The sequence below is a fragment of the Arthrobacter sp. NPDC058192 genome, from assembly GCF_042883665.1.
GTDB lineage: Bacteria > Actinomycetota > Actinomycetes > Actinomycetales > Micrococcaceae > Arthrobacter.
In genome coordinates, this window is record NZ_JBHVVJ010000021.1 from 1 (window position 1) to 26,557 (window position 26,557).

The window sequence follows — 26,557 nt, forward strand, 5'->3', positions numbered from 1 at the left end:
CCCACCGACATCTCCCCGGTCGGGTTCGCCGCGCAGCTGCACGTGGGCCTGGCCATCCACAATTACGGGATCCAGGAATACATGCAGCACTCGGACAAGACGAACGAGGTCTTCGAACAGTCCATGACCTTCACCGACGGGTACCTGCACCCGGGCGACAAGCCCGGCATCGGCGTCGAATTCAACGAGGAAGCCGCAGCCGCCTACCCCTACCAGCAGGCCTACCTGCCCTACAACCGCCTCGTCGACGGCACCGTCCATGACTGGTGACCTGAAGCCGGGGGGACACACCACTCGCCGCATTGTGGTGATGGGTGTGACCAGTTGCGGCAAAAGCACCGTCGGCGCGGCCATCGCCGACCGCCTCGGAGCGGAATTCCTCGACGGAGATTCACTGCATCCGCAGTCGAACATCGACAAGATGGCCTCCGGTACTCCGCTGGACGACGACGACCGGGCACCCTGGCTGGCCGAAATAGGCAGGCGATTCGCGGCGTCGGACTCTGGCCTGGTCATCGCGTGCAGCGCGCTCAAGCGCGACTACCGCGACATCATCCGCAGCGCTGATTCCTCCGTCGTGTTCGTGCACTTGCACGGGTCCCGGGAATTGTTGAGCAGCCGCATGATGGCGCGCCCGGGGCACTTCATGCCGCTCTCACTCCTGGATTCGCAGCTGGATACCCTCGAGGAACTCCAAGCCGACGAGGAGAGCGTTGTAGTGGATATCGCCACGCCGGTTGACCGGATCGTTGATGAAGCTGTCGCGGCCCTGTCCGGGCTGCAGGACGATGCCACGCGGTTCGACGTCGACCTCCAGGCGGCGCCGTTCAACCTCGACGACGACGCCATCGCCTGGGTGGACTCCATCATCGCCTCCATGTCGCTCGAGCAAAAGATCGGCCAACTGTTCATCAACCACAACAACGACTACTCCCCGGAGTACCTTGACGGCGTGCTGGAGCAGTACCACGTGGGCGGCATGCGGTACCGGCCGGGGCCGTCGGCGGACGTGCAGGAACACATCCGCTACGCCCAGTCCAAGACCAGAATCCCGCTGCTGATCGCGTCGAACCCCGAGATGGGCGGCGCCGGCAGCTGCGACGACGGAACGTTCGTCTCGACACACCTGCAGGCGGGCTCGCACCCTGACAAGGACATCGCCCGCCAGATGGGGCGCGTTGCCGGTGTGGAGACGGCCGCGCTGGGTTGTAACTGGGCCTTCGCGCCGATTGTGGACATCCACTACAACTGGCGCAACACCGTCATCTCCACCCGGGCCTTCGGCAACACGCCGGAGATCGTGGTGGAACGGGCCAAGGAGTACTTCGACGGCATCAGCGAATCGCCCACGGTGTGCGCCATGAAGCACTTCCCGGGTGACGGCATGGATGAACGCGACCAGCACGTGGTGACCTCCTACAACACGCTCGGCTACGAGGAATGGAACCGGACCTACGGGCACGTGTACCGGGAGATGATCGGCCACGGCGTGCAGTCCATCATGGTGGGCCACATTGGTGCGCCGGACGTGTCCCGGCATTTCCGGCCCGGGCTGGCGGCCGAGGACATCCTGCCCGCAACCCTGGCGCCGGAGCTCCTCCAGGACCTGCTCCGCGGTGAGCTTGGCTTCAACGGGCTGGTCCTTACCGACGCGTCCCAGATGATCGGCCTGACCCAGGCCAAGAAGCGCAGCGAGCTGGTGCCGGCGACCATCGCGGCCGGCTGTGACATGTTCCTGTTCTTCCGGAGCCCGGCCGAGGACTTCGGGTACATGCTGGACGGCTACAAGTCCGGGGTGATCACGGACGCGCGGTTGCATGATGCCCTGCGCCGGATCCTGGGCCTGAAGGCCTCGCTCGGGCTGCATAAGGCGGCTCGGGAATCCCTCGTCCCGCCGGTCGAGGCGCTGCAGCTGATCGGCAGCGAGGCACACCGTGAGGTTGCCGCGCAGATCGCGGACAAGACCGTCACCCTGGTCAAGGACACCGCCGGCAACCTTCCCATCACGCCGAAGACGCACAAACGCATCCGCCTCTACGGCATCTCGGGCGGCGCTGACTTCACCCGGGCGGATCCACTGGCCTACCTGGACGTTGTCCGGGATGAGCTCGAAAAGGCCGGATTCGAAGTCCATGTCTTCAAGACGGCCGCGCAGCGCGAGGCCGCCGGCGAGACCGGCGTGAACTTCATGTCCGTCATCTCCGAGGAAGCTACGGCTGATTACGCGCAGAAGTACGACGCCGCGTTTGTGTTCGCCAACGTAAAGGGCTTCGCCCAGGAAGCGGCCATCCGGATCAAATGGTCAACGCCCATGGCGGCCGAGATTCCCTGGTACGCCACCGAAGTCCCCACCGTGTTCGTCTCGCTCAACCAGCCCAACCACCTCATCGACGTGCCGATGGTGAAGACCGCCATCCACGCCCACGCGGGCACGCCGGAGGCCATCCGGTCCGCGATCGAGAAGATCCAGGGCAAGTCGGCGTTCCAGGGCACGTTCAACGAGAACGTCTTCTGCGACTCCTTCGACACCCGGCTTTGACGCGGCGTTTCCTGACACCCGCGGCGCAAAATATCCTGCGCTACGTGGATTCCCGTAGCGCAGGATATTTTGCGCCGCGCCAACCAGAATGCGCCGCGAATACCCCTCCCGCCCCACCCCCGCGTAGGCGTAGCGTGGGGCCATGGAGAAGACCGGATGCGCGGTGGTGGGCGGCGGCCCCGCGGGGATGATGCTTGGACTGCTCCTGGCCCGGGCCGGGGTGCAGGTGACAGTGCTCGAAAAACACGCCGACTTCCTGCGCGACTTCCGCGGCGACACGGTGCACCCCTCCACCATCCGGCTGATTGACGAGCTGGGCCTCGGGCAGGAATTCAGGCAGCTGCCGCAAAGCCGCCTGAAGAACGTTGCGTTCCCCGTGCCCGGCGGTCCGCCCGTAACCATGGGCGACTTTAGCGCCCTGCCGCCGCCCTACAACTACGTCGCCATGATGCCGCAATGGGATTTCCTCAACTTCCTCGCCGCCGCAGCTGCCGAGGAGCCTGGATTCACCCTCCTCATGAGCCATACCGCCACCGGCCTAGTCCGCAACGGTGGCCGCGTCCGCGGCGTCCGCTTCCGGACCGCCGACGGCACGGCCGACGAACTCCCTGCGGACCTGGTCATCGCCACTGACGGCCGGCATTCCGTGTTGCGCACCGCGGCCGGGCTGGCGTCAAAAGAGTTCTCCGTCCCCTTCGACACGTGGTGGTTCAAGCTGCCGCGTCATGCGTCCGAAACGGGCGAGGTAGCCGGACTGGTGCCGGCCTTCGGCCCCGGGGCAGCGCTGCTGGCGTTGTTCCGCACCGACTACTACCAAATGGGCTACCTCGCGGCCAAGGGCACCGACGTCCGGATCCGTGCGGAAGGCGTCGAGGGCTTCCGACGGCGGGTCGCGGCGCTGCGCCCCGACCTCGCGGACCGGGTCGACGCCATCCGCTCCCTTGATGACCTGCACTGGCTGGACGTGCGCCTGAACCGGCTGCACCGGTGGTACATCAACGGAATGCTCTGTATTGGCGATGCCGCCCACGCGATGTCGCCTGCCGGTGGCGTCGGAATCAACCTCGCCATTCAGGACGCCGTGGCCGCGGCCGAGCTCCTGGCCCCGCCGCTCCTCCGCGGCAACGTGACCACGGCAGATCTGGAGAAAGTGGAACGACGGCGGCGGCTGCCCACCGTCGTCGTGCAGAGCGTCCAACGGCTCATGCAGCGGGCGATCTTCGTCCCGATCATGACCGGGAAGCGGTCTACATTCCCCGCCGCGGCACTGTTCGTGGGCCGGCGCGTCCCGGCGGTCCGCAAAATCATTCCCAGGTTCATCGCCTTCGGCCCGCGGCCGGAGCACGCACCGGCCTTCGCCCGCCGGGCTCCGCAGCATCCGCAGATGCCGGCCGCCCCGACGGGTGCAAACCCGGAGCCGGGCAAGCCTCCGGAAGGATATTTCGGCCCGGCGCCGCACGCCGCCGCTCGCCGGCACAGCCACCACGGGCGGTGGGGCAGCCGATCAGCCTCCTGAGGCGCCCCCGTCACACGGAGCCCGGCTGGAAGTCCGCGGCGGCCCAGCCACTAAACTGGACCCATGACTGCCTCCCCTGACTTCGCAGCCCCCGCTGCCCCTGCCCGCGCCCGACTCTTGGAACTGATCAAGGAACTGGCCGTAGTCCGCGGCAAGGTCATCCTCTCCAGCGGCGCGGAGGCCGATTACTACATCGACCTGCGCAGGATCACCCTGCACCACGAGGCGTCCAAGCTGGTGGGGCAGGTCATGCTCTCCCTGATGGCCGACGCCGGAATCGATTTCGAGTGCGCGGGCGGCCTCACTATGGGGGCGGACCCGGTGGGCACGGCGGTCATGCACGCCGCCGTCGACGCCGACCGTCCCGTGGATGCATTCGTCGTCCGCAAGGCGCAGAAGTCCTACGGCATGGGCCGCCAGGTGGAAGGCCCGTCGGTTGAGGGCCGCCAGGTCCTGATCCTGGAGGACACGTCCACCACCGGCGGCTCAGCGCTCACCGCCGTCGAAGGCGTCCGCAAGGCCGGCGGCAACGTGGTGGCCGTCGCCGTGATCGTGGACCGCGACACGGGAGCCAAGGAAAAAATCGAAGCCGAAGCCGGAGTGCCGTACCTCTTCGCATTCGGAAAGGACGAACTGGGCCTGGACTAGGGCATGTGGACGGTGTTTCGGCGGTGCCTTATCATTTTCTGAACACCCCCGCCAGTACCCGCCCTTGGAGATATGCGCCATGCCTGCGCCCGAACAACACCCGAACCCGGGAACCCGTGGCGCCGAAACAGCCGGCGCCACATCCCTCAGCAGCGTCGAGCAGATCCAGAACCTGATCCTGGACAGCGCGGACTTCGAAGAGTTCCTCAACGAGTTGGCCCGGTTTTCCGCGCACCAGGTTGCGAACTCCGGCGATGACGCGCTGTGCGGAATCACCCTGCTGCGGGACCGCAAGGCCGCCACGATCGGGTGGAGCAGCGACTCCGCCCGGGAAATCGACCAGATCCAGTACCGCCTTGCGCAGGGGCCGTGCCTGACCGCGGCGCAGGAGGAGCGGGAAGTCTACGTTCCCGACCTCTTCGAGGAGGACCGCTGGGGTCCGGACTACGCCGCCGCCGTGGCCTCGCACGGGCTGCGCTCCGTATTGTCTGTGCCCTTCCACCTCCAGGGCGACGCCCAGGCAGCGCTGAACCTCTACTCCGACGTCCCGCACAAATTCGACGGCGACGTCGCCATCCGGGTCCGCGGCTACACTCGGGAAATCTCCCAGGCGCTGCGGCTGGCGGTCCGGTTCTCGCTGCATACCGACAGCGCCACCAACCTGCGCGCCACACTCCAATCGCGGACGGTCATCGACATGGCAATCGGAATTGTCATGGCGCAGAACCGCTGCAGCCAGGAGACCGCGGTCCGGATCCTTATGGACGCGTCCAGCAACGGCAACGTAAAGCTTCGGGACATCGCTGCCTCGCTGGTGCAGTCTGTCGGTGGGGCAGGGACGCGGACGCACTTCGAAGAGCCGGGCCGCGAAGCGGCGGTCTGAACCGCCCGTTCGCCGTAACTTGTGCCCGTACCCAGGGGCCGTTACGCTGGGTGAGGTTGAGCCGTCGGCCATAGACCCCCTGCTTTGGAGTACCTATGGACCCGTCACTGCAAGCCCACGTTAAACTCGATGTCGTATCTGACGTCGTCCGGATTGACATCCGGGGGAGCCTCACCCACGCCTCCCGACCCTCCCTGATGCAAATCATCCAGCGCGTCCGCCGCATGGGGATCACTTCGCACATCCGCGTGGACCTCGGCGGGGCCGCTTTCGTCGAATCGTCGGCACTTGCCGGCCTGCGCCACGATCTCAACGCGATCGACCACGGAAGCGCCGGCTCGGAGATCGCCGGCATGCCGGCCCACGGCGGGGTCTCCCTCGACTTGAGCCAGCATGGCGATGACACCGCCGTGCTGGAAACACTGGACCTGTCCGGAGGACTCACGGCCTCAATCGACCCCTCAGGCACCGGGCCTCTGACCGGCTACTCCGACGACGCGCTCCTCGCCGCGAGCGACGCCGTCTTCGGCCTGCTGGACGATCCCGCGGGCATGGCCCGTACTGAACTCCTAGCGACCTATGACGAAATCGGCATGGAGATCAGCCGCCGCGAGGGCGACCGCGAGCCCGATCCCGTTTAGCCGGTAGCGGGGAAATGGGCGGGCCGTCGAGGACCGGAGCTATGGTCCCCGCTGCCATCTTGGACTGCTGTCCCAGTCCCGGGTTGGTCCGGTTTCGTGTCACCGCCGGAGCGTGGATACGGTAGGTATGTGCCGACCGAGATGGAAGGGAACCATCCGCGAGGCCCCGGTCCTGCCGAGGCCCGCGCGCTCCGCCACGCCGTCGAACTCAAACGGTTTTCACGGCGTACGTTCCTGATCGGCGCCGGGTCCGCGTCCCTGCTGGCGGCGGACATGCTGTTCACCCGGCGCGTCCAGAACGAGCGGCGCGTCGACCGGATCCTTGAAGTGCAGGACGACGTCGCCGAACGGTACTTTCCACACGCCAGTTGGATACTGTTCCCCGGCTACAAGACGAGCTGGGAAGAGGCCCAGTGGATTCTGAACGCCCTGCGCGGCTCCCTCAACAAGCGCGGCCAGCTCGCCGCCGTCGGCTACTCCAACGAGGGGCTGGACATCGACGAGGTGGTGATTGCCGTGATCGAGCACGTCCGCGCACACCAGCTCACCACCCTGTACTTCTACGGCCACAGTTTCGGCGGCATGGTCGCAACCCAGGTGGCCGCCCGGCTGCGCGAGCTGCACGGCTTCGAAGTGGCGTTCATCCTGCTCGATTCCAGCCCCGCGAGTCGGCATGACGTGCTGGACCAGAGCTGGTTCGAGGGCGTGGTGCTGCTCTATGAGAGCGGGTTCCGTTTCCCCACGGTGCTGCGCGGCGGCTACGAGCTCGGCGAGAGGATGCTGCACAAGAATGAGCGCAGCTGGGGCCAGATCGTGGACCAGAGCCTGGAACAGCTGTCCCCGATCGCGCCCTCCAGCGTGCTGATCCAGTCCGAATCGGCCTACATCTACCACTTTGACGTCAGCCGCTTCGCCGGGAAGCTCGGCAGCACGAAGATGGCTTTCATCGGCAACCCCCGAGACCAGACGGTGGATTACGAGACCGCCCGCGACGTGTGGAGCCTGACCTTCAAGGCCAACATGGTCTCGGATGATCTGCAGACGGACGGGGCCAGGCCGGAACATGCCAGCCCCGGCTGGAGCCCGTTCGTCTACCGGCCCATCATCGAGAAACTGCAGGACGACTTCTTCCCGCTGCCCATCGGCGGCGGGAAGAAAACCGCGTTCTGAGGGCCGGCCTCAGAGCGGCGATCGGCCAGCACCGCCCGGCTCAGATCTGGTTTTTGAGATCCGCCACGGAGTTCAGGATCTGGTTCGGCCGGAACGGGTACGCGGCGATGTCGTCCCGGTGCGTGATGCCGCTGAGCACGAGCACCGTGTGCAGGCCCGCCTCCATGCCCGCGATGATGTCGGTGTCCATCCGGTCACCGATCATGGCCGTGGTCTCCGAGTGCGCGTCGATCTGGTTCATGGCCGAGCGGAACATCATCGGGTTGGGCTTGCCCACAATGTAGGGCTCGCGGCCCGTGGCCTTGGTGATGAGCGCCGCGATGGCGCCCGTCGCGGGCATCGGGCCGTCCTTCGACGGGCCGGTGGCATCGGGGTTGGTGGCAATGAAGCGTGCCCCGGCCAGGATCAACCGGATGGCCATGGTGATGGCCTCAAAGGAGTAGGTGCGGGTCTCACCGAGCACCACGAAGTCGGGGTTCTGGTCGGTGAGGATGAACCCGGCCTCGTGCAGCGCCGTCGTGAGCCCCGCCTCGCCGATCGTGTACGCGCGGTTGCCCGATTCCGAGCCGCGGACCTGGTCCTTGAGGAACTGTGCCGTGGCCAGGGCGGAGGTCCAGATGTTCTCTTCGGGGATTTCCAGGCCGGAGGAGCTCAGCCGGGCGGCGAGGTCGCGGGGCGTGAAGATGGAGTTGTTGGTCAGCACGAGGAAGCGCTTGGAGGTGTCAACCCAGCGTTGGATCAGCTCCGCCGCTCCGGGGATCGGCTGGTTCTCGTGGACCAGGACGCCGTCCATGTCCGTCAGCCAGCACTCGATCTCCTGGCCGCTGCGGTACACCGATGCCGATGTCCGCACCGCGTCCGGGTCCGCCCCCCGGTCTGTCCGGTCCGGTTCGGTGTCTGTCCCGTCCCCACTCTTGTGCTCTGTCCCGTGGTCTGACTTCCGACGTGCCGCTTGGTCTGCCATGGTGCCCTTCGGGTAAGTGTGCCGCTTCTCGTGTCCCAGTCTAATGTTGATGCGTGACTGAACCCGAGACGCCCCGCGAACCCCGTTCCACGTCGGCACCCGACGAGAAAGCGGCGGCAGTGGCAGAGACCGTGCCGAAGGCGGAGGTCGGCGTCGGCCCCTGGGAAGGCGAGCTGCCGCAGGGTGACCACTGGGATCCGGACCTTCTCGCGGACGGCGACCGGCGCAACGTGCTGGACAAGTACCGCTACTGGAAGCACGAGGCGATCGTGGCGGATCTGGACTCCAAGCGGCACAACTTCCACATCGCGATCGAGAACTGGCAGCACGACCTCAACATCGGCACAGTTGTCCGCACGGCGAACGCGTTCCTCGCCAAGGAAGTCCACATCATCGGACGACGGCGGTGGAACCGGCGCGGCGCCATGGTCACCGACCGCTACCAGCACGTCCGCCACCACCCGACCGTGCCGGACTTTGTGGCGTGGGCGCAGGGGGAGGGGCTGGCGATCATCGGGATCGACATCTTCCCGGATTCGGTCCCGCTGGAGACCTATGAACTGCCCAAGGACTGCGTCCTGGTGTTTGGCCAGGAGGGTCCGGGCCTGACTCCGGAAGTCCACGACGCGGCCCTCGCCACCTTGTCGATCGAGCAGTTCGGCTCCACCCGCTCCATCAACGCCGCCTCAGCCGCGGCCATCGCGATGCACGCCTGGATCCGCCGCCACGTGTTCGGCCAAATAGTTTCCTGAGGCACCTATAGTCAGATCGTGTTTTCCCGTTTAGGCTCTGCCGTGTGTGGGCGCAAAGGGCGCCCGCTTAGGGGAAGACATCTCATGAAGACGGTCTCAACTTTGCCATTCCGGCGCGCCACGCGCTATTTGGCGCTTGGAACATCGCTTGCCTTTGCCATCGGCCTGACCGCGACGGCCGCGGTCGCCGCCCCGCCGACGCCGCCGCCGTCGAACAACTCTCCGGGGTCAGTGCCCCCATGGGCAGGCTCCCGCGCCAAGACCGGCATCCCTCTGAGCAACACAACGGTCGAAGGCGAAATCTACCTGAACCTGCCCGACGCCGGAGCGGCCAAGGCGTTCGCCACGGCCGTGTCCACTCCGGGAAATCCGCAGTACCAGCAGTACCTTTCGCCCTCTGACTGGATCGCCAAGTACGGGCCGTCCAAGGCTGACGTCGCTGGGCTCGTTGACTACCTCAAGGCGCACGGCATGGTCATCACCTCGGTCCCCACGAGCGGCCTCTATGTGGTCTTCCGCGGCACCGTCGCCCAGATCAACGCCGCATTCAGCACGACAGAGCAGACCTATTCCTTCCAGGGCCAGAGCCTGATCGGCCCGTCCACTGCCCCCTCCCTGCCCGCGAACCTCGCAGCCATGGTCCAGGCGATCTCCATCGACCAGGGACGGCTGCTCACCCGCCCGTCGCTGGCAACTCCCGGCGGGTCCCCGGACGCGGCCCAGCCCTCCGGCAAGCCCGTCGGCCCCGCGCCGGTGAATGCGCCGTGCTCGAACTACTGGGAGCAGAACAAGGTCACCGTTCCGGCGGCATACGGCTCCACGAGCTTCGGCACCGCCATCTGCGGCTACACCCCGCTCCAACTGCAAAGCGCCTACGGGGTGACGTCCCCGTCGACGGCGGGCGCGGGCCAGACTGTCGCGATCATCGACGCCTACGCATCACCGAGCATCGAATCCGACGCGAACACGTACTCGCAGAAGAATGGCCTCCCGGCCTTCAAGACCGGGCAGTACCAGCAGATCGTGCCGGATTCCCGGTTGTTTATGGACCAGGCCCTGTGCGGACAGCCCAGCGGCTGGCAGGGTGAACAGACGCTCGACGTCGAGGCCGTGCACGGACTCGCGCCCGCCGCGAATATCCTCTACGTCGGAGGGAACAACTGCGGCGCGGGCATCGACGTCGCAATGTCCACCATTCTGGACCAGAAGCTGAGCACCATCGTCAGCAACAGCTACGGCTATGTCGGCGAGGCAGTCTCCCCGAACGCGCTGTTGGGCATGCAGAACATTCACCTTCAGGCGGCGGGCGAAGGCGTGGGGCTGTACTTCTCCAGCGGCGACAACGGGGACGAGAAGGCGAGCCTGGGCTACGCGTCGCCGGACTTCCCGGCCAGCTCGCCGTTCGTCACGGCGGTCGGCGGAACCAGCCTGGCGGTCGGCAAGAACAACGACTATCTGTTCGAAACCGGCTGGGGAACCACCCGCAACCGGATCGTCCAGAATCCCGACAGCAGCCTCAGCTACGCCGGTGCCCAGCCGGGTGCGTTCCGTTTCGGCGCCGGCGGTGGAATCAGCGCGGTGTTCGCCCAGCCCGCCTACCAGCAGGGGACGGTGCCGGCCGCGCTGGCCAACGGCTATCGGGTCTCCCCGGACGTCGCCTCCCTTGCCGATCCCTACACCGGATACCAGGTGGGGATCAGCCCGATCACCAACGATCACGTTCTCAAGACCGGCTCCTATGAGACGACGGGCTACGGTGGAACCTCGCTGGCCTGCCCGCTGACGGCCGCGCAGATGGCGATCGCGCAGTCCGCGACCGGCAAAGCGGTCGGCTTCGCCAACCCGGCCATTTACGCTGCGGCGAAGACGGGCAAATCCGGAGCGCGGGACGTGATGCCGCAGTCCAGCCCCCAAGCCATGGTCTTCTCCAGTTCCGTCAGTGGCGCCAGCTACCTGGTCGGCACGGACAGTGACACATCGCTGGTGACCGCGCCGGGCTATGACGACGTCACCGGCGTCGGCAGCATGACTGTCCGGTTCGCGATGGGCATCGCGGGACAGTAACCGCCCACAGGCGCACAGCCAATGGCAGCGCTGTAACACGTCTGCCTGCGTTTGTTGTCGGGTCCCGGGAACATTTCCGGGACCCGGCTTCACGTATTCGGCTCCGGGACGCACGTGGCTAGGATGTAGATAGCCATGTAGCTACCACTGCTTTCGACGAGGAGTCAGCATGCCCATTGCAACCCCAGAGATCTACTCCGAGATGATCGACCGCGCAAAGACGGGCGGCTTCGCATTCCCGGCCGTCAACGTCACGTCCTCGCAGACCCTGAACGCGGCGCTGCGCGGCTTCGCCGACGCCGAGTCCGACGGCATCGTCCAGGTCTCCACCGGCGGCGCAGCTTACTGGTCCGGCGCCTCCACCAAGGACATGGTTGCCGGCTCCCTGGGCTTTGCCGCCTTCGCCCGCGAGGTCGCCAAGAACTACGGTGTGAACATCGCCCTGCACACGGACCACTGCCCCAAGGACAAGCTGGACGGCTTCGTGCTCCCGCTGCTGGCCGCCTCCGAGGCCGAGGTCAAGGCCGGCCGCAATCCCCTCTTCAACTCGCACATGTGGGACGGCTCCGCCGAGACCCTGCAGGAAAACCTGCGGATCGCCCGTGAACTCCTCGAGCGCACCGCGGCCGCCAAGATGATCCTCGAAGTCGAGATCGGCACCGTCGGCGGCGAGGAAGACGGCGTCGAGAACGCCATCAACGACAAGCTCTACACCACGGTCGAGGACGCCCTCGCCACCATCGACGCGCTCGGCTCGGGCGAAAACGGCCGCTACATCACGGCCCTGACCTTCGGCAACGTGCACGGCGTGTACAAGCCCGGCGGCGTGAAGCTGCGCCCGGAGATCCTTAAGGACATCCAGGAGCAGGTCGGCGCGAAGATCGGCAAGGCCAACCCGTTCGACCTCGTCTTCCACGGCGGCTCCGGCTCCTCGGACCAGGAAATCGCCGACGCCGTCTCCTACGGCGTCATCAAGATGAACATCGACACCGACACCCAGTACGCCTACACCCGTCCGGTGGCGGACCACATGTTCCGCAACTACGACGGCGTGCTGAAGGTCGACGGCGAAGTCGGCAACAAGAAGACCTACGACCCGCGCGTCTGGGGCGCCTCCGCCGAAGCCGGCCTTGCTGCCCGCGTCGTCGAAGCCGCGCAGCAGCTCGGGTCCACGGGCAAGACCTTCTAGCCATGTCCGACGAGTTCCGCAAGAACCTGATGGGTCCCGAGCCCACGCTTCTGCCGGCCGAGCCTGAGATCTACCAGCACCTCGCGCTCGGCCAGGAAGCGGTGGACCTCGTGGCGAAGCACCCCACGTCCTCGCTGCTGTGGGCCATCCTGGCCGAGGAAGCGTGGGACGAGGGCCGCACCATCGATTCGTACGCGTACTCGCGGGTGGGGTACCACCGCGGCCTGGATTCGCTGCGGCGCAATGGCTGGCGCGGCGTCGGCCCGATCCCGTGGGAGCACGAACCCAACCGCGGCTTCCTGCGCGCGCTCTATTCGCTGGGCCGCGCGTCCGCGGCGATCGGCGAGGCCGAAGAGCCGGAGCGGATCGACAAGTTCCTCAACGACTCCGATCCCGCCGCCAGGGCAGCCATCGAGGCCCAGGACTGACCCGGCACGAGTACCAAACAACGCGGGGTCACTTACCGCCCGACCTGGATGGGCGCTAAGTGACCCCGCGTTGGGGTTAAGGGCGTGGCTTAAACGACGGCGGCGGGCTCCCACCTCAGGTGGGGGCCCGCCGTCGTATGTTGTGGGTTGGGCCGGGATCAGCTGGCCTTGGCCAGACCCGTGCGGGCCATGGCGTCCGCGTAGGCCGTGCGCATGTCCGCCAGGTACTCCTCCTGGCGGGCCGGTGTGCCGGCGAACGCCCGGCCGCTGAGCGAACGGACCTTGTAGGTCTTCAGGCCGCGGCGCCACAGCAGCGGGACCTCGGTCTTGAGCAGCAGGTTGGCCAGGCGGTTGGCCTCGGTGCCGTGCGCCACGATGACCGAGGCGCGGGGCACGAGGGCCAGGAATTTCAGCAGCGGCTTGAGGCCGGCGGAAATCTGGTCCGGGGTGAACTTGCCGTTGGGCTCGCCGGGGACATGCCACGGGTGGACGTTCCACGGCATCACGAATTCGGGCCGCAGCCCCAGCTTCCACTGGATGCCGAGCATGCGGGTGGCCGCCTCGTCGTCGCCGGCGGTGATGAAACCGGACGCGTCCGCGGTGCCGATGTTGGAGTACAGGCTGATGATGCGGCACTCATCGACGTCGTGCATGGGGTCCACGTAGGGGACAGCGGTGCCAGCCTTGGTTACCTGGAGAGCATCACACAGCTCATTGACCGGGGCGACGTTGGGTTCGTACCGGCGGCTCAGGAGCTCTTCGTGGAAATTTTCAGTGGCCAAGGCTGTCATATGCTGTGGGATCTCCTGCGGGATTGGCAAAGCTGCCACACCGGTTGCAGGCACGCCGAATTCCGGGCACGCGGAGCGTTGGTGTGGTTTGAAAATGTGGTGTGGACCGATTCGTGATCGATCCACACCAGTCTATCAAGCCCCGCGGACTGCCCTTGCGACGCCGGCGCCGGCTACCAGAGGCGCTTGGTGGCGCGGCGGGCCCCTTCGCCGAGGGCCTCTAGCTTGGCAAAGGCAATTTGCGGATGCACCCTGCCGCCCAGCCCGCAGTCGGTGGACGCAATCACGTTCTCACGGCCCACCAGGTCAGCGAACCGCACGATCCGGTCGGCCACGAGGTCGGGGTGCTCCACCACATTGGTGGCATGGGACACGACGCCGGGAATGATCACCTTGCCCTCGGGGAGCTTGGTGTCTTCCCAGACCCGCCACTCGTGTTCGTGCCGGACGTTGGCCGCTTCAAAGGAGTAGCCGCCGGCATTGACCTGGAGGACCGATCCGACGATGTCCGCGAAGGGAATGTCCGTGGTGTGCGGGCCGTGCCAGGAACCCCAGCACACGTGCAGCCGGATCTTGTCCTGCGGCAGGTCGCGCAGCGCCCAGTTCGTGGCCTCGACCCGGAGCTGGATGAACTTCAGGTAGTCCTCGAGGCTCGGCTCCGGATTGATCTGGTCCCAGCTCTCGGCCAGGGACGGGTCGTCGAGCTGGACCGTCAGCCCGGCGTCGATGATGGCTTTGTATTCCTCCCGCATGGCGTCGGCACAGGCATAGAGGAGTTCCTCATCGCTCCGGTAGTACTCGTTGGCCACGCGCGCGCACGAGCCGGGGGAGAGGGAGGCGACGAACCCTTCAGTGAGGCCGGCTGCGGCCATGCCCGCCTTGAGGTTGGCAATGTCCGAGTTCACCAGGTCCTGGCCGGTGTAGGTCAGGGGTCCTGCGATCTTGGGCTGCGTGACGGCGCGGCGGTGGGTCAGGATTCCCGAGGAGGGGTCGTTGTAGGCGTCATTGAACTCCTGCCGGTCCCGGCGGTCGGGAAAGGACGTCAGGACGATGTGGCCCGGGGAGGAGCGGTGCACCTTGGCGTCGGCCCAGCGGTCCACATCGGTCGGGGCCAGGCCACCGAGCCGGGAGAAGGAGTAGTTCCACCAGGCGCCGTAGTCCACGGAGCTGGACATCGTGTGCCCGTATTCGCCGTCGTTGGGGATGTCGATGCCAAGATCCTTCTGCAGCTGGACGACGTCCCCCACCGAGGTTTTCAGCAGGTCCAGAAATTCGGGCGTCAGGCCGTCGGTTTCCTTGGCCTCGTTCGCGGCGATCAGCTCCGGCGTGCGCGGCAAGGAGCCGGCGTGGGTGACCCGGATATGGTCAATATTCTGGGACGTTGTGTTCTGCGACATGGAGTTTCCTTTCCATCGGTCCTGGCGGTAGCACCGGTGCCGGTCACGCTGCCCGCTGGTGGGCAGGCTGTGTCCGGCAGGGTTGCTGCGGCGTCAACGGTCCAGGTCCCTCGGCCGCTCGGGATGGTCACTCTCACTTAATTCCACGCCGGGACTGCCCGCAAGTCGAGCCCGCTATGTGTCGAAAAAGGGCCGGGCGGGGATGCGGCGTCCACGCAGGGACCCAAACCGATGCCGGGAACCGATTTCGGCTAAACTTGGGTGGTAAGAGCCCCGGAAGTCTGGCGTTGGGTAGGAATTCAGCGGTAGATTCGGGGCATTCTCATGAACGGCGCTGTGACCTGCGATGACTACCTGGTCGTCATACGCGGGCCGGCCCGAACGAATGGGGGAGGATCCCATGCCAGCAATCGTGATCGTCGGAGCCCAGTGGGGCGACGAAGGCAAAGGAAAGGCCACCGACCTGCTCGGCGGCCGCGTTGACTACGTCGTCAAGCCCAACGGCGGCAACAACGCCGGGCACACCGTCGTCGTAGGCGGTGAGAAGTATGAGCTCAAGCTCCTTCCGGCCGGCATCCTGAGCCCGAACGCGGTTCCGATCATCGGCAACGGCTGCGTGGTGAACCTGGAAGCCCTGTTCCAGGAAATCGACGGACTCGAGGCCCGCGGCGCGGACACGTCCCGGCTCCGCGTCTCCGCCAACGCGCACCTCGTGGCGCCCTACCACCAGGTCCTCGACAAGGTCACCGAACGGTTCCTCGGCAGCCGCGCCATCGGCACCACCGGCCGCGGCATCGGTCCGGCCTACATGGACAAGGTGGCCCGCCTCGGCATCCGCGTCCAGGACGTCTTCGACGCCTCAATCCTGCGGCAGAAGGTCGAAGGCTCGCTGCGGCAGAAGAACGAACTCCTGGTCAAGGTCTACAACCGCCGCGACATCTTGGTGGACGAGATCGTGGAGTACTTCCTGTCCTTTGCCGAGCGACTCCGCCCGCTGGTCATCGACAGCACCTACGTCCTGAACACGGCCCTGGACGAGGGCAAGGTGGTCCTCATGGAGGGCGGCCAGGCCACCTTCCTCGACGTCGACCACGGCACGTACCCGTTCGTCACGTCCTCGAACCCGACCGCGGGCGGCGCCTCCGTCGGGTCGGGCATCGGCCCCACCCGGATCTCGCGCTCCATCGGCATCATCAAGGCCTACACCACCCGCGTCGGCGCAGGTCCGTTCCCCACGGAACTGTTCGATGAGATGGGCATGTACCTGCAGAAGACCGGCGGCGAGTTCGGCGTCAACACCGGCCGGCCGCGCCGCTGCGGCTGGTACGACGCCGTGCTGGCGCGCCACGCCTCGCGCGTCAACGGCTTCACGGACTACTTCGTCACCAAGCTGGACGTGCTCACCGGCATCGAGCAGATCCCGGTCTGCGTGGCCTACGACGTCGACGGCGTGCGGCACGACGAAATGCCCATGACGCAGACCGAATTCCACCACGCCAAGCCGATTTTCGAATACTTCGAGGGCTGGACCGAGGACATCACCGGCGCCCGCACCCTGGAAGACCTGCCGGAAAACGCCCGGAACTACGTCCTTGCCCTGGAAAAGCTCTCAGGCACGCGGTTCTCCGCGATCGGCGTCGGACCGGACCGCGACCAGACGATCGTGATCAACGACTTGATCAACGACTGACGCCTAAGACGCACACGGACGACGGCGGCGGGTCACCCTGGGAAGGGCGGCCCGCCGCCGCCGTTGTTAAGCTCCGCCGCGCTACTGACCCGGCTTACTGACCAGCGAGGCCCAGCGAGAGCCAGTTCTCCCGGCAGGCCCTGCCCGCAGCGTCGGCATCGCCGAGGCGGGCGAGCCTGATGATCTCGGCGTGCTGGGCCACCGATTCCCTGGCCGCAAAGGAGCCGAAGCGCATCCGCTCCACCCGGCGCAGGACGGGCGTGGTTTGCTCCAGAAGCTCGTGGAGCACCGGGTTCGCGCTGACTGCAACAAAGACGGCGTGGAAATCGTCATCCGCCCGGAGCGCCGATCCAACGTCGGCGTGCTGGAGGGCCTGTTCGAAGCGTGAATTGGCGCTGTCCATGACGGACATATCGTCCTCGGTCAGGAGCGGAACAGCCAGACGCGCGGCCAACTCGTGCAACCCCGCGACCACTTGCTGGGCACTGACTGTCGACGCCTGGTCGTAAGGGGCGACGATCGTGGCCTTTCCCGGCAGCGCGATCACCAGGCCGGCGCGTTCCAGCCGGAGCAGCGCCTCCCGGATCGGCGTCCGGCTGACGCCCAGCCACGCTTCCAGCTCCGTGTCCTTCAGCCGTTCCCCGGGCGCGAGGGTGCCGTCGACGATCGCGTTCCGGATCGAGTCGAAGACGTTGTCCCGGAGCAGGGTCCTCTTATGGACCCCTTGAAGGGCGGGTACGGGCATGCAACATATCGTATATCGCTGTTGCCGAAGGCGGGCTCGGGAAGGACAATGGCTGATGTCAGCCATTGCAATATATTGCATTTCGCAATGGAGAAATAGGCGATGTCGCACTTGCCCGCACCAGACCCGCTACCGGAGGACTATCCATGGCCATCACCGACTTTGAGCGCTACCCTCTGATGTTCGGGCCCAGCCCCATCCATCCGCTGCCGCGGCTCAGCGCCCATCTCGGCGGGGCGCAAATCTGGGCCAAGCGGGAGGACGTCAACAGCGGTCTCGCGTTTGGCGGCAACAAGACCCGCAAGCTGGAGTATTTCGTTCCGGATGCCCTGGCGGAGGGCGCGGACACACTTGTCTCCATCGGCGGCTACCAGTCCAACCACACCCGCCAGGTCGCCGCCGTTGCCGCGAAACTCGGCCTCAAGGCCCGCCTGGTCCAGGAGAACTGGGTCGACTGGCCGGACCCGCTCTCTGACCGCGTCGGCAACATCCTGCTCTCGCGCATCATGGGCGCCGACGTCCGGCTGGACAGCGCCGGCTTCGACATCGGCATCCGCAGCAGCTGGGAAAACGCGATTGAAGAGGTCAAGGCCGCCGGCGGCAAACCGTACGCGATCCCGGCCGGCGGGTCCGACCACAGGCTGGGCGGGCTGGGCTTCGCCAACTGGGCCGATGAGGTGCAACAGCAGGAGCAGGAGCTCGGCGTCTTCTTCGACACCATCGTGGTCTGCACCGTCACGGGCTCGACGCACGCCGGGATGATCGCGGGCTTTGCCGGCCAGGACAAGCCGCGTCGGGTGATTGGCATCGATGCCTCGGCCACCCTGCAGAAGACCCGCGAGCAGGTGGAACGCATAGCCCGCAACACCGCCGAACTCATCGGGCTGGGCCGGGAACTCCGCGACGACGAAATCAACGTCCTGGAGGGCTGGGCCGGGGACCGGTATGGAATTCCCGTCGACTCCACCCTGGAAGCCATCCGCCTGGGCGCCTCGCTCGAAGCCATGATCACCGACCCGGTCTACGAGGGCAAGTCCCTGGCCGGGCTGATCGACCTCGTGAAAAGCCGGGAGATCCCGGCCGGGAGCAACGTCCTTTACGCCCACCTGGGCGGACAGTTGGCCCTCAACGCCTACAGCGGGCTCTTCCGCTCCTGACACGGCGCACACGAAATGCGGCGGGCTCCCGGCAGGGAAACCCGCCGCCGTCGTGCGTTGAGCGCCGGCAACGCGGGCCCAAAAAAGAAATTAAAGAAATTTCCGATTGGTGCGTAACCTTTTCGGGCCGCCCAGCGATTACCTCTTTGTAAGCGCCGCCGGAGTTCGGACCCCCCACCAGACCCCGGCTGGCCTTCCACCGTAAGTGCCGACCGGCGCCTTCCCCCCATTTGGTCTCCGGTCGGCCCTTTACCGTAAGCGCGGGCCGGCGCCTGCCCCCATGGGCGCCGGCCAGCCTTTTCTGGACGAGAGTGGGCTGTCGACTGCCCCCAACGAGGCCTCAGCCCGCCTTCCACCAAAAAAACAAAGGATGTATTGCTGTATGAAGAGTGTTAGCAAGACCACCAAGATTGCTGTCGGCGCCGCCATCCTGGCAGTCGGAGGTTTCTCCGGCATCGGACTGGCCAACGCGGCCCAGCTGTCCGGCACCGAGCAGGCTGAAGTGAACCACGCTACGCCCGCCACGCCAGCTGTCCCGGCCACACCTACGCTACCGGCTAAGCCCGCCGTGCCGGCTGTCCCCGCAGATCCGGCGACCCCGTCGACGGATGGCTTGGCCAAGGGCCACACTAACGCCGACGCCGACGTTGACGGCACCGAGGCTGACGGCGAGGGCTCCGCCGACGGTTCCGTTGATTCAAAGGACGGCGCCACCGTCAAGGGCGACGCCCGCGTCAAGGGTGCTGCCGGCGAGGCACGCGCCAACGCCAACGTCAAGGCCGCAGTTCCGGCCACGCCGGCGGTCCCCGGCGCCAAGGGCGTCCCGGCAACCCCGGCTGTGCCGGCAACCCCGGCCCGGCCGTCCGTCGAGCTGCCGCAGCACGACAAGTAATTTCCGGCTGATTAGCCTGGACCCGGCACGGGTCTGACAGCAAGGAATGTGCCCTCACTTTGAAGGGCTCCGGGGTGCGGCCGCTAGACTTGCGGGGGCCGCACCCCAGCAGTAACGGAAGGACAGCCTCTTGGCACAGCAGCTAAGCGACGACGAATTGTCAGCCGCTTTAGCTGGTGACCCTTCTGGTTTCAGCGCGGTGTACGCGGTCATTTCCCCGGCCGTGCTGGGATACTTCCGGGCCCGGGGCGTGGACGACGCCGAGGCCCTGACCCAAGACGTGTTCGTGGACGTCCTGCCGAAACTGGCCGGCGTCAGCGGCGGCCACACGGGTTTGCGGACGTTCATATTCTCCGTCGCCCACGCCCGGCTGGTCGACTACAGGCGGCGGGCCGAACGCGCGCCGCACTTGGCCGAATACGACCCACTGAACGACGCTCGCTACTCAGCATCAGCCGAGGACGAGGTGCTCGGTTCCCTGGGCGGTATCTCGGACACTCTCGCGATGCTTAATGAGGAGCAACGGGAAGTTCTGGTCCTGCGGATCGTCGCGGACCTTTCCATCGACCAGGTGGCCGGCATCATGGACAAGACGCCGGGTGCCATCAAGCAGCTCCAGCGCCGCGGGCTCAGTGCCCTGCGCGAACTCGTAACCGAAAAGGACCACGCAGCATCATGACCGGCACCCGCGACCCCCAGCAGGATGGCAGCATCCAGGCGATGCTGAGCGACTCCGGCCTCGAAGCCGCGACCGAGCTCCGGAGCGCGCTTGAACAGCTCCGTGCCGTGGTCCCGGACACGGCTCCCGCGCCCCGCGCCGACCTCGCGGCACTGCTCGCCGCCGGAGCAAGCGGTTCCGATGCCCCTGTCCTAGCCACGACGATGGCGCTGCCCACGGTCGCGACGACGGCGCTGCCCGCGGCCACGACGACGGCGCTGCCCACGGTCGCGACGACGGCGCTGCCCGCGGTCACGACGACGGCGCTGCCCGTGGTGGCGTCCGCGGAGGCTGCCGCCGATGAATCGCTGCCGCCCGGGGTCACGAGCCTCGCCGAGCGCCGCGGCCGGAAGCGTCGGCTGGCAATCGTCGGTGGCGCCGTCGTCGGTGCCATGACCCTTGGTGCCGGCACTGTGGCGGCATCCAGCGAGGACTTCCGGCACAGCGTCAGCCAGAGCGTCAGCGTCATTTTCCAGCCCGCGGGACCCGGTGCGCCCGCCCCTGAGCATGTCCAGCCGTCGCCGTCCTCGGTCCCGGCCTTCCCTGCGCCTGCCGCGACGTCCCCTGCCGGCACTCCGGAGGCGGTACCATCCAGCACTGCGCCCACTGACGCGGCTCGGGACGGCGACAAGGAATCACGCAAGCAGTCCGGACACAGGTCGCGCGCCACTCCGCCCGCCGTCGGGCGTGACGGAATTCTGCCAGCACCGGCCCAGCGGCCGGGGCCTTCGGCGCCCGGTCTCCCAGGCAACGGCAACCGCAACGGCGATGGCGACGACAACGAGGATCTGCCCCGCGGTCCCGGTCGGACCACGCCAACCCTGCCCGGCGTCGTTCCGACCAAGGCCCCCGGCTACCCCTAACCCCTTTTTAACCCTGTTGCGCTATCACTTAGAGCGGCTCTCAGCGCTGAGAGCCGCCCTAAGTGATAGCGCAACGGGTGGGGTTGCGGATGGGGTGTTAGGCGAGGACCTGGCGCTTGGAGGAGATGACTCCGGTGTCGAAGCCGGCCAGGTGCAGGCCGCCGTGGAACCGGGCATGCTCAATCTTCACGCAGCGGTCCATGACGACGTCGAGCCCGGCGGCTTCCGCTTCCTTGGCAACGTCCTCGTGCCAGGACCCCAGCTGCAGCCACAGCGTCTTGGCTCCGGCCGAGATGGCCTCGTCCAGAACGCCCGGCAGGTCATCGTGCTTGCGGAACACGTCCACGATGTCCGGGCTTTCCGGCAATTCAGCCAGCGAGGCGTACGTCGGTTCGCCCAGGATTTCCTTCACCACGGGGTTCACGAAATAGACCTTGTACCGGGTGGAGGACTGCAGGTACGTGGCGACGAAATAGCTCGCGCGCGACGGCTTGTCCGAGGCCCCGACGATCGCGATCGACTTCGCCTGCCGCAGCAGATTCAGGCGTTCCGGCGCCGAAGGCCCCGTCCAGGTTCGTGTTTCCGTACTCATGAGAGTGCTCCGATCGTGCAAGAGGCGGCTTCGTCCGGTCCGGCGGTCAACGACCCGGTTTCCAGGGATCCGGCGTCCAACCCCTGATCCTGGGATGCCGCGTCCAGCGCCTGGTCCAGGTCCCACAGGATGTCCTCGATGTCCTCCAGGCCCACGGAGATGCGGACGAGGTCTTCCGGGACCCCGGCGGATACCAGCTGTTCCGGGCTGAGCTGCTGGTGCGTGGTCGAGCCAGGGTGGATGACCAGCGTGCGGGCGTCACCCACATTGGCCAGGTGCGAGGCCAGCTGCAGGGCTTCGATGAACTTCTGCCCGGCGGCGCGGCCGCCCTTCACGCCGAAGGAGAAGACCGAGCCGGGGCCCAGCGGCAGGTACTTCTTCGCCCGCTCGAAATGCGGATGGGAGGGCAGGCCGGAGAAGTTCACGTAGGCCACGCGCTCGTCCGCTTCCAGCCATTCAGCCACGGCCTGGGCGTTGCTGAGGTGCTCGTCGAGGCGCTGGGCCAGCGTCTCCACGCCCTGCAGCAGCTGGAACGCCGACTGCGGGGACAGCGCCGGGCCGATGTCGCGCAGCTGCTCACAGCGCAGCTTGGTCAGGAAGCCGTACTCGCCAAAGTTCCCCCACCAGGAGACGTTGCCGTAGGAGGCCACTGGCTCGGTCATCGTGGGGAACTTGCCGTTGCCCCAGTTGAAGCGGCCGCTCTCCACAATGACGCCGCCGAGGGTGGTGCCGTGGCCGCCGAGGAACTTCGTGGCGGAGTGGATCACGATGTCCGCCCCGTGCTCGATCGGCCGCACAAGGTACGGCGTGCTCAGGGTGGCGTCGACGACCAAGGGAATGCCGGCGTCGTGCGCCACCTTGGCGAGCCCTTCCAGGTCCTGGACCTCCGACGACGGGTTGGCCACCACCTCGACGAAGATCGCCTTGGTGTTCTCCTGCACGGCTGCGGCGTAATCCGCCGGGTCCGTGCCGGGAACGAACGTGGTGTCCACGCCGAAGCGGCGCAGGGTGACGTCCAGCTGGGTCACCGTGCCGCCATAGAGCTGGGAGGCGGCCACGATGTGGTCACCGGCCTGGGTCAGTGCGGCAAACGTGATGAACTCTGCGGCCATGCCGGAGGACGTCGCGACGGCGCCGATCCCGCCCTCCAGGGACGCAATGCGCTCCTCGAACGCGGCGACCGTCGGGTTGCCGATCCGGGAGTAGATGTTGCCGTATTTCTGCAGCGCGAAGAGGTTTGCGGCGTCCTGGGTGTCCTTGAACACGAAGGACGTGGTCTGGTAGATCGGCACGGCGCGGGCGCCGTGCTCGGCGTCGGGGGTGCCGCCGGCGTGCAGCGCGCGGGTGCGGAATCCAAAAGTGCGATCGGCCATTACGCAGCCACCTCCACGTTTGCCACCGGGGTCTGGGACAGGTCCAGTTCGACGCCGTTCTTGCGGGCCAGGTCCGCCTCGAGCTCGCGGACGATCGGCAGGATGTCCTGACCGAACGCGGCGACCTCCTCCTGGAAGTGCAGGTAGCCGGTGAGGAACAGGTTCACGCCGATCTTCTTGTACGCCACGATCCGCTCGGCGATCTGCTCAGGCGTGCCGATCAGCTGGGTCTTGAAGCCGTCGTTGTACTGGACCAGGTCCTCGAAGCTTGAGTCGGCCCACATGCCTTTGCCGTCCTTGGTGGACGGTCCGGCTTCCTGCACGGCGGCGCGGAACCCCTCGACGGCGGGCTTGTGCGCCTTCTCGACGATCTCGCGGAGGGTGTCGCGGGCTTCCTTTTCGGAATCGCGGGCGATCACGAAGCCGTTGAGGCCAAACCTCGGGGACGGGAGCCCGGCAGCGCGGCCGCTTTCTCCTGCGGAGGCGACAACGCCTGCGATGTTCTGCTTGAACCCCTCTAGGTCCTTGCCGTTGGAGAAGTACCAGTCGGCCACGCGGCCGGCGGTGGCCTGCGCCGCGGTGGAGTTGCCGCCGAAGAAAATCTCCGGATGGGCCCGGCCGGGCACCTCCACCGGGGCCGGGTTCAGGGTGAAGTCGGTGATGTTGTAGTACTTGCCGGACTGGCTGTATTCCTGCTCGGTCCAAAGCCCGCGGAGGACCTTGATGAATTCCTCGGTACGGACGTAGCGCTCGTCGTGCTCTAGCCATTCGAGACCGAAGTTCTCGAACTCCGCCTTGAGCCAGCCCGAGACGATGTTCACGGCGGCGCGGCCGTTGGAGATGTGGTCCGCGGTGATGATGAACTTCGCCAGCACGCCGGGGTGCCACATGCCGGGGTGGACGGCGGAGATCACCTTGAGGCGCTCGGTGGCGGCCAGCAGGGCCAGGCTGAACGAGGTGGCCTCGTGCTGCTTGTCCGCGCCGTAGGAGGCGGCGTACCGGGTCTGGGTCAGGGCGTATTCGAAGCCGGAGTTTTCGGCGATCCGGGCCAGCGTCTTGTTGTATTCGAAGTCCCAGCCGGTGCGCTGTTCGATGGTGGAAACCACCAGGCCGCCGGAGACGTTGGGAACCCAGTAGGCGAATTTCAGGGGTTCGGAAAGTCGGGCGACGTTGCTGATTTCACTCATGAGTGGTCCTTTGCTTCCGGGGTATTTCGGGTGCGCAGCACATCCTGGATGTCTGCGATGGATGGTTCGTTCTGGAGCGACGTGGTGTCCCCGAGCGTGGTTCCGTCGAACAGCTGGGTCAGCAGCCGGCGCATGATCTTGCCGCTGCGGGTCTTGGGCACATCGGGAACGACGACGACGTCGCGCGGCTTGGCGATCGGCCCGATCGCTTTCGCGACGTGGGCTTTCAATGCGGACGCTATGTCCTCGGTGGTTGCCGAATCCTTCAGCACCACGAACGCGACGATCGCGTGGCCGGTCTTGGGGTCCGCGACCGGGCAGACGCCGGCCTCCACCACGTCCGGGTGGGAGACGAGCGCCGACTCGATCTCGATGGTGGAGAGCAGGTGTCCGGAGACGTTGAGGGTGTCATCGACCCGCCCGAGGATCCAGATGTCGCCGTCGTCGTCGTACTTCGCGCCGTCACCGGCCAGGAACCAGCCCTGTTCGGCGTATTGGCGCCAGTACGAATCGAAGTAGCGGCGCGGGTTCCCCCAGACCGTCCGGGCGATCGCCGGGCCGGGGGAGTCCACCACGATGAAACCCTGAACGCCCGGCGCAACCGTATTGCCGGCGTCGTCCACAATGCGTGTGCTGACGCCGGGCAGCGGGCGGGCCGCGCAGCCGGGCTTGAACGCGGCGTCCGTCGGTGCGGGGGAGAGGATGGTGGCGCCGGTTTCGGACTGCCACCAGGTGTCCACGACCGGGGCGGTGCCGGCGCCGATGTTGGCCCGGAACCAGCGCCAGGCCTCGGGGTTGATGGCCTCGCCCACCGTGCCGAGCAACCGGATGGAGGAGAGGTTGTACGTCTCCGGGACGCCGGCCGGGAACCAGCCCATGAGGGAACGGACCAGGGTGGGCGCGGTGTAGTACTGCGTGACCCCGTAGCGTTCGATGATCTCGAAGTGCCGGCCCGGGTGTGGGGTGTTGGGTGTGCCCTCGAAGATGACCTGCGTGGCGCCGTTGGAGAGCGGGCCGTAGAGCTCGTAGGTGTGCGCGGTGACCCAGGCGAGGTCGGCCGTGCACCAGTGCACGTCCTGGTCCCGCAGCGCGGGGTCGGGGTTGCTGAACAGGTGCTCGAAGCTCCAGGACGCCTGCGTGAGGTAGCCGCCGGAGGTGTGAACGAGGCCCTTGGGCTTGCCGGTGGTGCCGGAGGTGTACATGATGAACAGCGGCGTCTCGGCGTCGAACGCTTCGGCTTCGTGGACGTCGGAGGCGGTCCCGACTGCGTCGTGCCACCACACGTCGCGGCCCGCGGTCATCGGGACGGTCCCGAGCTCATCCGTCGGGGTGGTCCGGTTGACCACCAGGACGTGCTCGATCGCGTTGTCGCCGGAGACGGCGGCATCCGCGTTGTCCTTGACCGGCACGGCGGTGCCACGGCGGAACTGTCCATCAGTGGTAACCAGGAGCTTGGCGCCGGTGTCCTCCACCCGGAACCTCAAAGCCTCGGCGGAGAAGCCGCCGAAGACCAGGGAATGGATGGCGCCGATGCGGGCCACGGCAAGCGTAATGATCACGGTTTCGGGGATGACCGGGAGGTAGATGACCACACGGTCGCCCTTGGTGATGCCCAGGTCCAGGAGGGCGTTGGCGGCCTTGGACACCTCGCGCTGGAGTTCGGCGTAGGTCACGGCACGGCGGTCACCGGGCTCGCCCTCGAAGTGCAGGGCCACCTTGTCTCCGCGCCCCGCCGCTACATGGCGGTCGACGCAGTTGTAGGCGACATTGAGCCTGCCGCCTTCGAACCAGGTGATCTGCGGGCCGGTGCCGGCCTCGATGTCGGCCGGGACGCGGCGGTGTGCGGTGTGCCAGGGCTTGCCGCCGTCTGTGGGACCGGCCGGCAGGTCCGCCCAGTCAAGACGGAGGGCCTGGGTTTCCCAGAACGCAATCGACTCAGCCTGGAGGGTCCCTGCAGTGGCTGCGCCGCTGTGCCGGGGGGTGGTGCCGCGGTGACGCGCCGGTCCGTCAATGGGGACGCCGTGCACTGCGCCGTCCGTGGGCTCGGTCAGGGACCATCCCGAAGAGCCGCGAGAGGAGCCGGGCGCGTCACGCAGCCCTGCTTCGTTCGCCGTCGCGTCCGAAGGGGTTTGGAGGGTTGCCTCGCCTGGAGTACGGGCAAGGGTGGGCAGGGCGGAAGAAATCTCAGGGGTCATTGCAGCACTCCATCGGTCCTGGCAGTAGCACCTCGTGTTCGCGTGTTCTCCACGGGAACCGTTCAGCGGGAATGGTCGTCCCACGTCACCGGGGTTGCTGCGGCTTCATCGATCCAGGTCTCTCGGCCGCTCGGGATGGTCAGTATCAACTAGAGCCGAGTTG

Annotated in this window: 24 protein-coding genes; 16 read left to right on the top strand and 8 right to left on the bottom strand. The window is 66.8% G+C overall.

Annotated features, from left to right (window positions below):
* The 7 genes from ACFVVK_RS18510 to ACFVVK_RS18540 all read left to right on the top strand — a co-directional run.
* Nucleotides 1–270 (top strand): enolase C-terminal domain-like protein (locus ACFVVK_RS18510; RefSeq protein ID WP_390270292.1); only part of this gene is annotated, 270 nt, incomplete at its 5' end.
* Complete coding sequence (locus ACFVVK_RS18515) at nucleotides 260–2,539, top strand: gluconokinase, GntK/IdnK-type (protein WP_390270296.1); 2,280 nt, start codon at nucleotides 260–262, stop codon at nucleotides 2,537–2,539. The genes ACFVVK_RS18510 and ACFVVK_RS18515, both read left to right, overlap by 11 nt.
* 142 nt (nucleotides 2,540–2,681) lie before the next feature.
* The gene (locus ACFVVK_RS18520) at nucleotides 2,682–4,055 is read left to right on the top strand and encodes an FAD-dependent oxidoreductase (protein WP_390270298.1); all 1,374 of its coding nucleotides are present in this window, start codon (nucleotides 2,682–2,684) and stop codon (nucleotides 4,053–4,055) included.
* A 63-nt stretch (nucleotides 4,056–4,118) separates the two neighbouring features.
* A complete protein-coding gene (gene pyrE, locus ACFVVK_RS18525; RefSeq protein ID WP_390270301.1) occupies nucleotides 4,119–4,703 on the top strand; it encodes an orotate phosphoribosyltransferase in 585 nt (194 codons plus the stop codon).
* Nucleotides 4,704–4,782: 79 nt separating this feature from the next.
* On the top strand, nucleotides 4,783–5,586 hold the full coding sequence (locus tag ACFVVK_RS18530) for a GAF and ANTAR domain-containing protein (protein WP_390270304.1): 804 nt from the start codon (nucleotides 4,783–4,785) through the stop codon (nucleotides 5,584–5,586).
* A 95-nt stretch (nucleotides 5,587–5,681) separates the two neighbouring features.
* Nucleotides 5,682–6,227, top strand: coding sequence for a hypothetical protein (locus ACFVVK_RS18535; protein ID WP_390270307.1), 546 nt, complete (start codon nucleotides 5,682–5,684; stop codon nucleotides 6,225–6,227).
* Nucleotides 6,228–6,356: 129 nt separating this feature from the next.
* Nucleotides 6,357–7,397, top strand: coding sequence for a thioesterase domain-containing protein (locus ACFVVK_RS18540; RefSeq protein ID WP_390270309.1), 1,041 nt, complete (start codon nucleotides 6,357–6,359; stop codon nucleotides 7,395–7,397).
* Nucleotides 7,398–7,437: 40 nt separating this feature from the next.
* On the opposite strand, the gene ACFVVK_RS18545 is transcribed toward ACFVVK_RS18540, so the two are convergent.
* On the bottom strand, nucleotides 7,438–8,361 hold the full coding sequence (locus ACFVVK_RS18545) for an HAD-IIA family hydrolase (RefSeq protein ID WP_390270312.1): 924 nt from the start codon (nucleotides 8,359–8,361) through the stop codon (nucleotides 7,438–7,440).
* Nucleotides 8,362–8,480: 119 nt separating this feature from the next.
* Between ACFVVK_RS18545 and ACFVVK_RS18550 the strand changes: the two genes are divergently transcribed.
* From ACFVVK_RS18550 to ACFVVK_RS18565, 4 genes are all read left to right on the top strand, one after another.
* Nucleotides 8,481–9,113 carry a TrmH family RNA methyltransferase gene (locus ACFVVK_RS18550; RefSeq protein ID WP_390270457.1) on the top strand — a complete coding sequence of 211 codons (633 nt, stop codon included), beginning with the start codon at nucleotides 8,481–8,483 and terminating at the stop codon, nucleotides 9,111–9,113.
* A gap of 84 nt (nucleotides 9,114–9,197) precedes the next feature.
* Nucleotides 9,198–11,177: a protease pro-enzyme activation domain-containing protein gene (locus ACFVVK_RS18555; protein ID WP_390270315.1), complete on the top strand. Its 1,980-nt coding sequence runs from the start codon at nucleotides 9,198–9,200 to the stop codon at nucleotides 11,175–11,177.
* A 169-nt stretch (nucleotides 11,178–11,346) separates the two neighbouring features.
* The gene (gene fbaA / locus ACFVVK_RS18560) at nucleotides 11,347–12,366 is read left to right on the top strand and encodes a class II fructose-bisphosphate aldolase (RefSeq protein WP_390270318.1); all 1,020 of its coding nucleotides are present in this window, start codon (nucleotides 11,347–11,349) and stop codon (nucleotides 12,364–12,366) included.
* Nucleotides 12,367–12,368: 2 nt separating this feature from the next.
* Complete coding sequence (locus ACFVVK_RS18565; protein WP_090954214.1) at nucleotides 12,369–12,794, top strand: DUF3151 domain-containing protein; 426 nt, start codon at nucleotides 12,369–12,371, stop codon at nucleotides 12,792–12,794.
* Nucleotides 12,795–12,952: 158 nt separating this feature from the next.
* Here the strand turns inward: ACFVVK_RS18565 and ACFVVK_RS18570 are convergent, their stop codons facing one another.
* Both ACFVVK_RS18570 and ACFVVK_RS18575 read right to left on the bottom strand, forming a co-directional pair.
* Nucleotides 12,953–13,585 carry a uracil-DNA glycosylase gene (locus tag ACFVVK_RS18570; RefSeq protein ID WP_390270321.1) on the bottom strand — a complete coding sequence of 211 codons (633 nt, stop codon included), beginning with the start codon at nucleotides 13,583–13,585 and terminating at the stop codon, nucleotides 12,953–12,955.
* 173 nt (nucleotides 13,586–13,758) lie between these two features.
* Complete coding sequence (locus ACFVVK_RS18575) at nucleotides 13,759–14,982, bottom strand: cobalamin-independent methionine synthase II family protein (protein WP_390270324.1); 1,224 nt, start codon at nucleotides 14,980–14,982, stop codon at nucleotides 13,759–13,761.
* A 400-nt stretch (nucleotides 14,983–15,382) separates the two neighbouring features.
* On the opposite strand from ACFVVK_RS18575, the gene ACFVVK_RS18580 reads away from it, so the two are divergent.
* Nucleotides 15,383–16,672, top strand: coding sequence for an adenylosuccinate synthase (locus ACFVVK_RS18580; RefSeq protein ID WP_390270327.1), 1,290 nt, complete (start codon nucleotides 15,383–15,385; stop codon nucleotides 16,670–16,672).
* Nucleotides 16,673–16,766: 94 nt separating this feature from the next.
* Here ACFVVK_RS18580 and ACFVVK_RS18585 read toward each other — a convergent pair whose 3' ends face one another.
* A complete protein-coding gene (locus tag ACFVVK_RS18585) occupies nucleotides 16,767–17,417 on the bottom strand; it encodes a GntR family transcriptional regulator (protein ID WP_390270330.1) in 651 nt (216 codons plus the stop codon).
* A 146-nt stretch (nucleotides 17,418–17,563) separates the two neighbouring features.
* Between ACFVVK_RS18585 and ACFVVK_RS18590 the strand changes: the two genes are divergently transcribed.
* The 4 genes from ACFVVK_RS18590 to ACFVVK_RS18605 all read left to right on the top strand — a co-directional run bounded on the left by ACFVVK_RS18590 (nucleotide 17,564) and on the right by ACFVVK_RS18605 (nucleotide 21,047).
* Nucleotides 17,564–18,574 (top strand): 1-aminocyclopropane-1-carboxylate deaminase, encoded by a 1,011-nt coding sequence (locus ACFVVK_RS18590; RefSeq protein ID WP_390270333.1) that lies wholly within the window; start codon nucleotides 17,564–17,566, stop codon nucleotides 18,572–18,574.
* A gap of 382 nt (nucleotides 18,575–18,956) precedes the next feature.
* Complete coding sequence (locus ACFVVK_RS18595) at nucleotides 18,957–19,466, top strand: hypothetical protein (protein ID WP_390270336.1); 510 nt, start codon at nucleotides 18,957–18,959, stop codon at nucleotides 19,464–19,466.
* Nucleotides 19,467–19,596: 130 nt separating this feature from the next.
* Entirely contained in the window at nucleotides 19,597–20,145 is a 549-nt protein-coding gene (locus ACFVVK_RS18600) for an RNA polymerase sigma factor (RefSeq protein ID WP_390270339.1), read from the top strand.
* The gene (locus tag ACFVVK_RS18605) at nucleotides 20,142–21,047 is read left to right on the top strand and encodes a hypothetical protein (protein WP_390270342.1); all 906 of its coding nucleotides are present in this window, start codon (nucleotides 20,142–20,144) and stop codon (nucleotides 21,045–21,047) included. Before ACFVVK_RS18600 ends, ACFVVK_RS18605 begins: the two co-directional genes overlap by 4 nt.
* A 97-nt stretch (nucleotides 21,048–21,144) precedes the next feature.
* On the opposite strand, the gene ACFVVK_RS18610 is transcribed toward ACFVVK_RS18605, so the two are convergent.
* From ACFVVK_RS18610 to acs, 4 genes are read right to left on the bottom strand one after another with little or no spacing between them, the layout of a single operon-like run.
* Nucleotides 21,145–21,639, bottom strand: a complete 495-nt coding sequence (locus tag ACFVVK_RS18610) for a CoA-binding protein (RefSeq protein ID WP_390270345.1) — start codon at nucleotides 21,637–21,639, stop codon at nucleotides 21,145–21,147.
* Nucleotides 21,636–23,012, bottom strand: coding sequence for an O-acetylhomoserine aminocarboxypropyltransferase/cysteine synthase family protein (locus tag ACFVVK_RS18615; protein ID WP_390270348.1), 1,377 nt, complete (start codon nucleotides 23,010–23,012; stop codon nucleotides 21,636–21,638). The genes ACFVVK_RS18610 and ACFVVK_RS18615 overlap by 4 nt, the downstream gene beginning before the upstream one ends.
* Nucleotides 23,012–24,199 (bottom strand): dimethylsulfone monooxygenase SfnG, encoded by a 1,188-nt coding sequence (gene sfnG / locus ACFVVK_RS18620; RefSeq protein WP_390270351.1) that lies wholly within the window; start codon nucleotides 24,197–24,199, stop codon nucleotides 23,012–23,014. Before sfnG ends, ACFVVK_RS18615 begins: the two co-directional genes overlap by 1 nt.
* Nucleotides 24,196–26,394 carry an acetate--CoA ligase gene (gene acs / locus ACFVVK_RS18625; protein ID WP_390270353.1) on the bottom strand — a complete coding sequence of 733 codons (2,199 nt, stop codon included), beginning with the start codon at nucleotides 26,392–26,394 and terminating at the stop codon, nucleotides 24,196–24,198. Before acs ends, sfnG begins: the two co-directional genes overlap by 4 nt.
* Nucleotides 26,395–26,557 lie beyond the last annotated feature (163 nt).

Coding starts and splice junctions, on each gene's coding strand:
- ACFVVK_RS18515 (WP_390270296.1), top strand. CDS start 260: ATGACTGGTGACCTGAAGCCGGGGGGACACACCACTCGCCGCATTGTG.
- ACFVVK_RS18520 (WP_390270298.1), top strand. CDS start 2,682: ATGGAGAAGACCGGATGCGCGGTGGTGGGCGGCGGCCCCGCGGGGATG.
- pyrE (WP_390270301.1), top strand. CDS start 4,119: ATGACTGCCTCCCCTGACTTCGCAGCCCCCGCTGCCCCTGCCCGCGCC.
- ACFVVK_RS18530 (WP_390270304.1), top strand. CDS start 4,783: ATGCCTGCGCCCGAACAACACCCGAACCCGGGAACCCGTGGCGCCGAA.
- ACFVVK_RS18535 (WP_390270307.1), top strand. CDS start 5,682: ATGGACCCGTCACTGCAAGCCCACGTTAAACTCGATGTCGTATCTGAC.
- ACFVVK_RS18545 (WP_390270312.1), bottom strand. CDS start 8,361: ATGGCAGACCAAGCGGCACGTCGGAAGTCAGACCACGGGACAGAGCAC.
- ACFVVK_RS18555 (WP_390270315.1), top strand. CDS start 9,198: ATGAAGACGGTCTCAACTTTGCCATTCCGGCGCGCCACGCGCTATTTG.
- fbaA (WP_390270318.1), top strand. CDS start 11,347: ATGCCCATTGCAACCCCAGAGATCTACTCCGAGATGATCGACCGCGCA.
- ACFVVK_RS18565 (WP_090954214.1), top strand. CDS start 12,369: ATGTCCGACGAGTTCCGCAAGAACCTGATGGGTCCCGAGCCCACGCTT.
- ACFVVK_RS18570 (WP_390270321.1), bottom strand. CDS start 13,585: ATGACAGCCTTGGCCACTGAAAATTTCCACGAAGAGCTCCTGAGCCGC.
- ACFVVK_RS18575 (WP_390270324.1), bottom strand. CDS start 14,982: ATGTCGCAGAACACAACGTCCCAGAATATTGACCATATCCGGGTCACC.
- ACFVVK_RS18580 (WP_390270327.1), top strand. CDS start 15,383: ATGCCAGCAATCGTGATCGTCGGAGCCCAGTGGGGCGACGAAGGCAAA.
- ACFVVK_RS18585 (WP_390270330.1), bottom strand. CDS start 17,417: ATGCCCGTACCCGCCCTTCAAGGGGTCCATAAGAGGACCCTGCTCCGG.
- ACFVVK_RS18590 (WP_390270333.1), top strand. CDS start 17,564: ATGGCCATCACCGACTTTGAGCGCTACCCTCTGATGTTCGGGCCCAGC.
- ACFVVK_RS18595 (WP_390270336.1), top strand. CDS start 18,957: ATGAAGAGTGTTAGCAAGACCACCAAGATTGCTGTCGGCGCCGCCATC.
- ACFVVK_RS18605 (WP_390270342.1), top strand. CDS start 20,142: ATGACCGGCACCCGCGACCCCCAGCAGGATGGCAGCATCCAGGCGATG.
- ACFVVK_RS18610 (WP_390270345.1), bottom strand. CDS start 21,639: ATGAGTACGGAAACACGAACCTGGACGGGGCCTTCGGCGCCGGAACGC.
- ACFVVK_RS18615 (WP_390270348.1), bottom strand. CDS start 23,012: ATGGCCGATCGCACTTTTGGATTCCGCACCCGCGCGCTGCACGCCGGC.
- sfnG (WP_390270351.1), bottom strand. CDS start 24,199: ATGAGTGAAATCAGCAACGTCGCCCGACTTTCCGAACCCCTGAAATTC.
- acs (WP_390270353.1), bottom strand. CDS start 26,394: ATGACCCCTGAGATTTCTTCCGCCCTGCCCACCCTTGCCCGTACTCCA.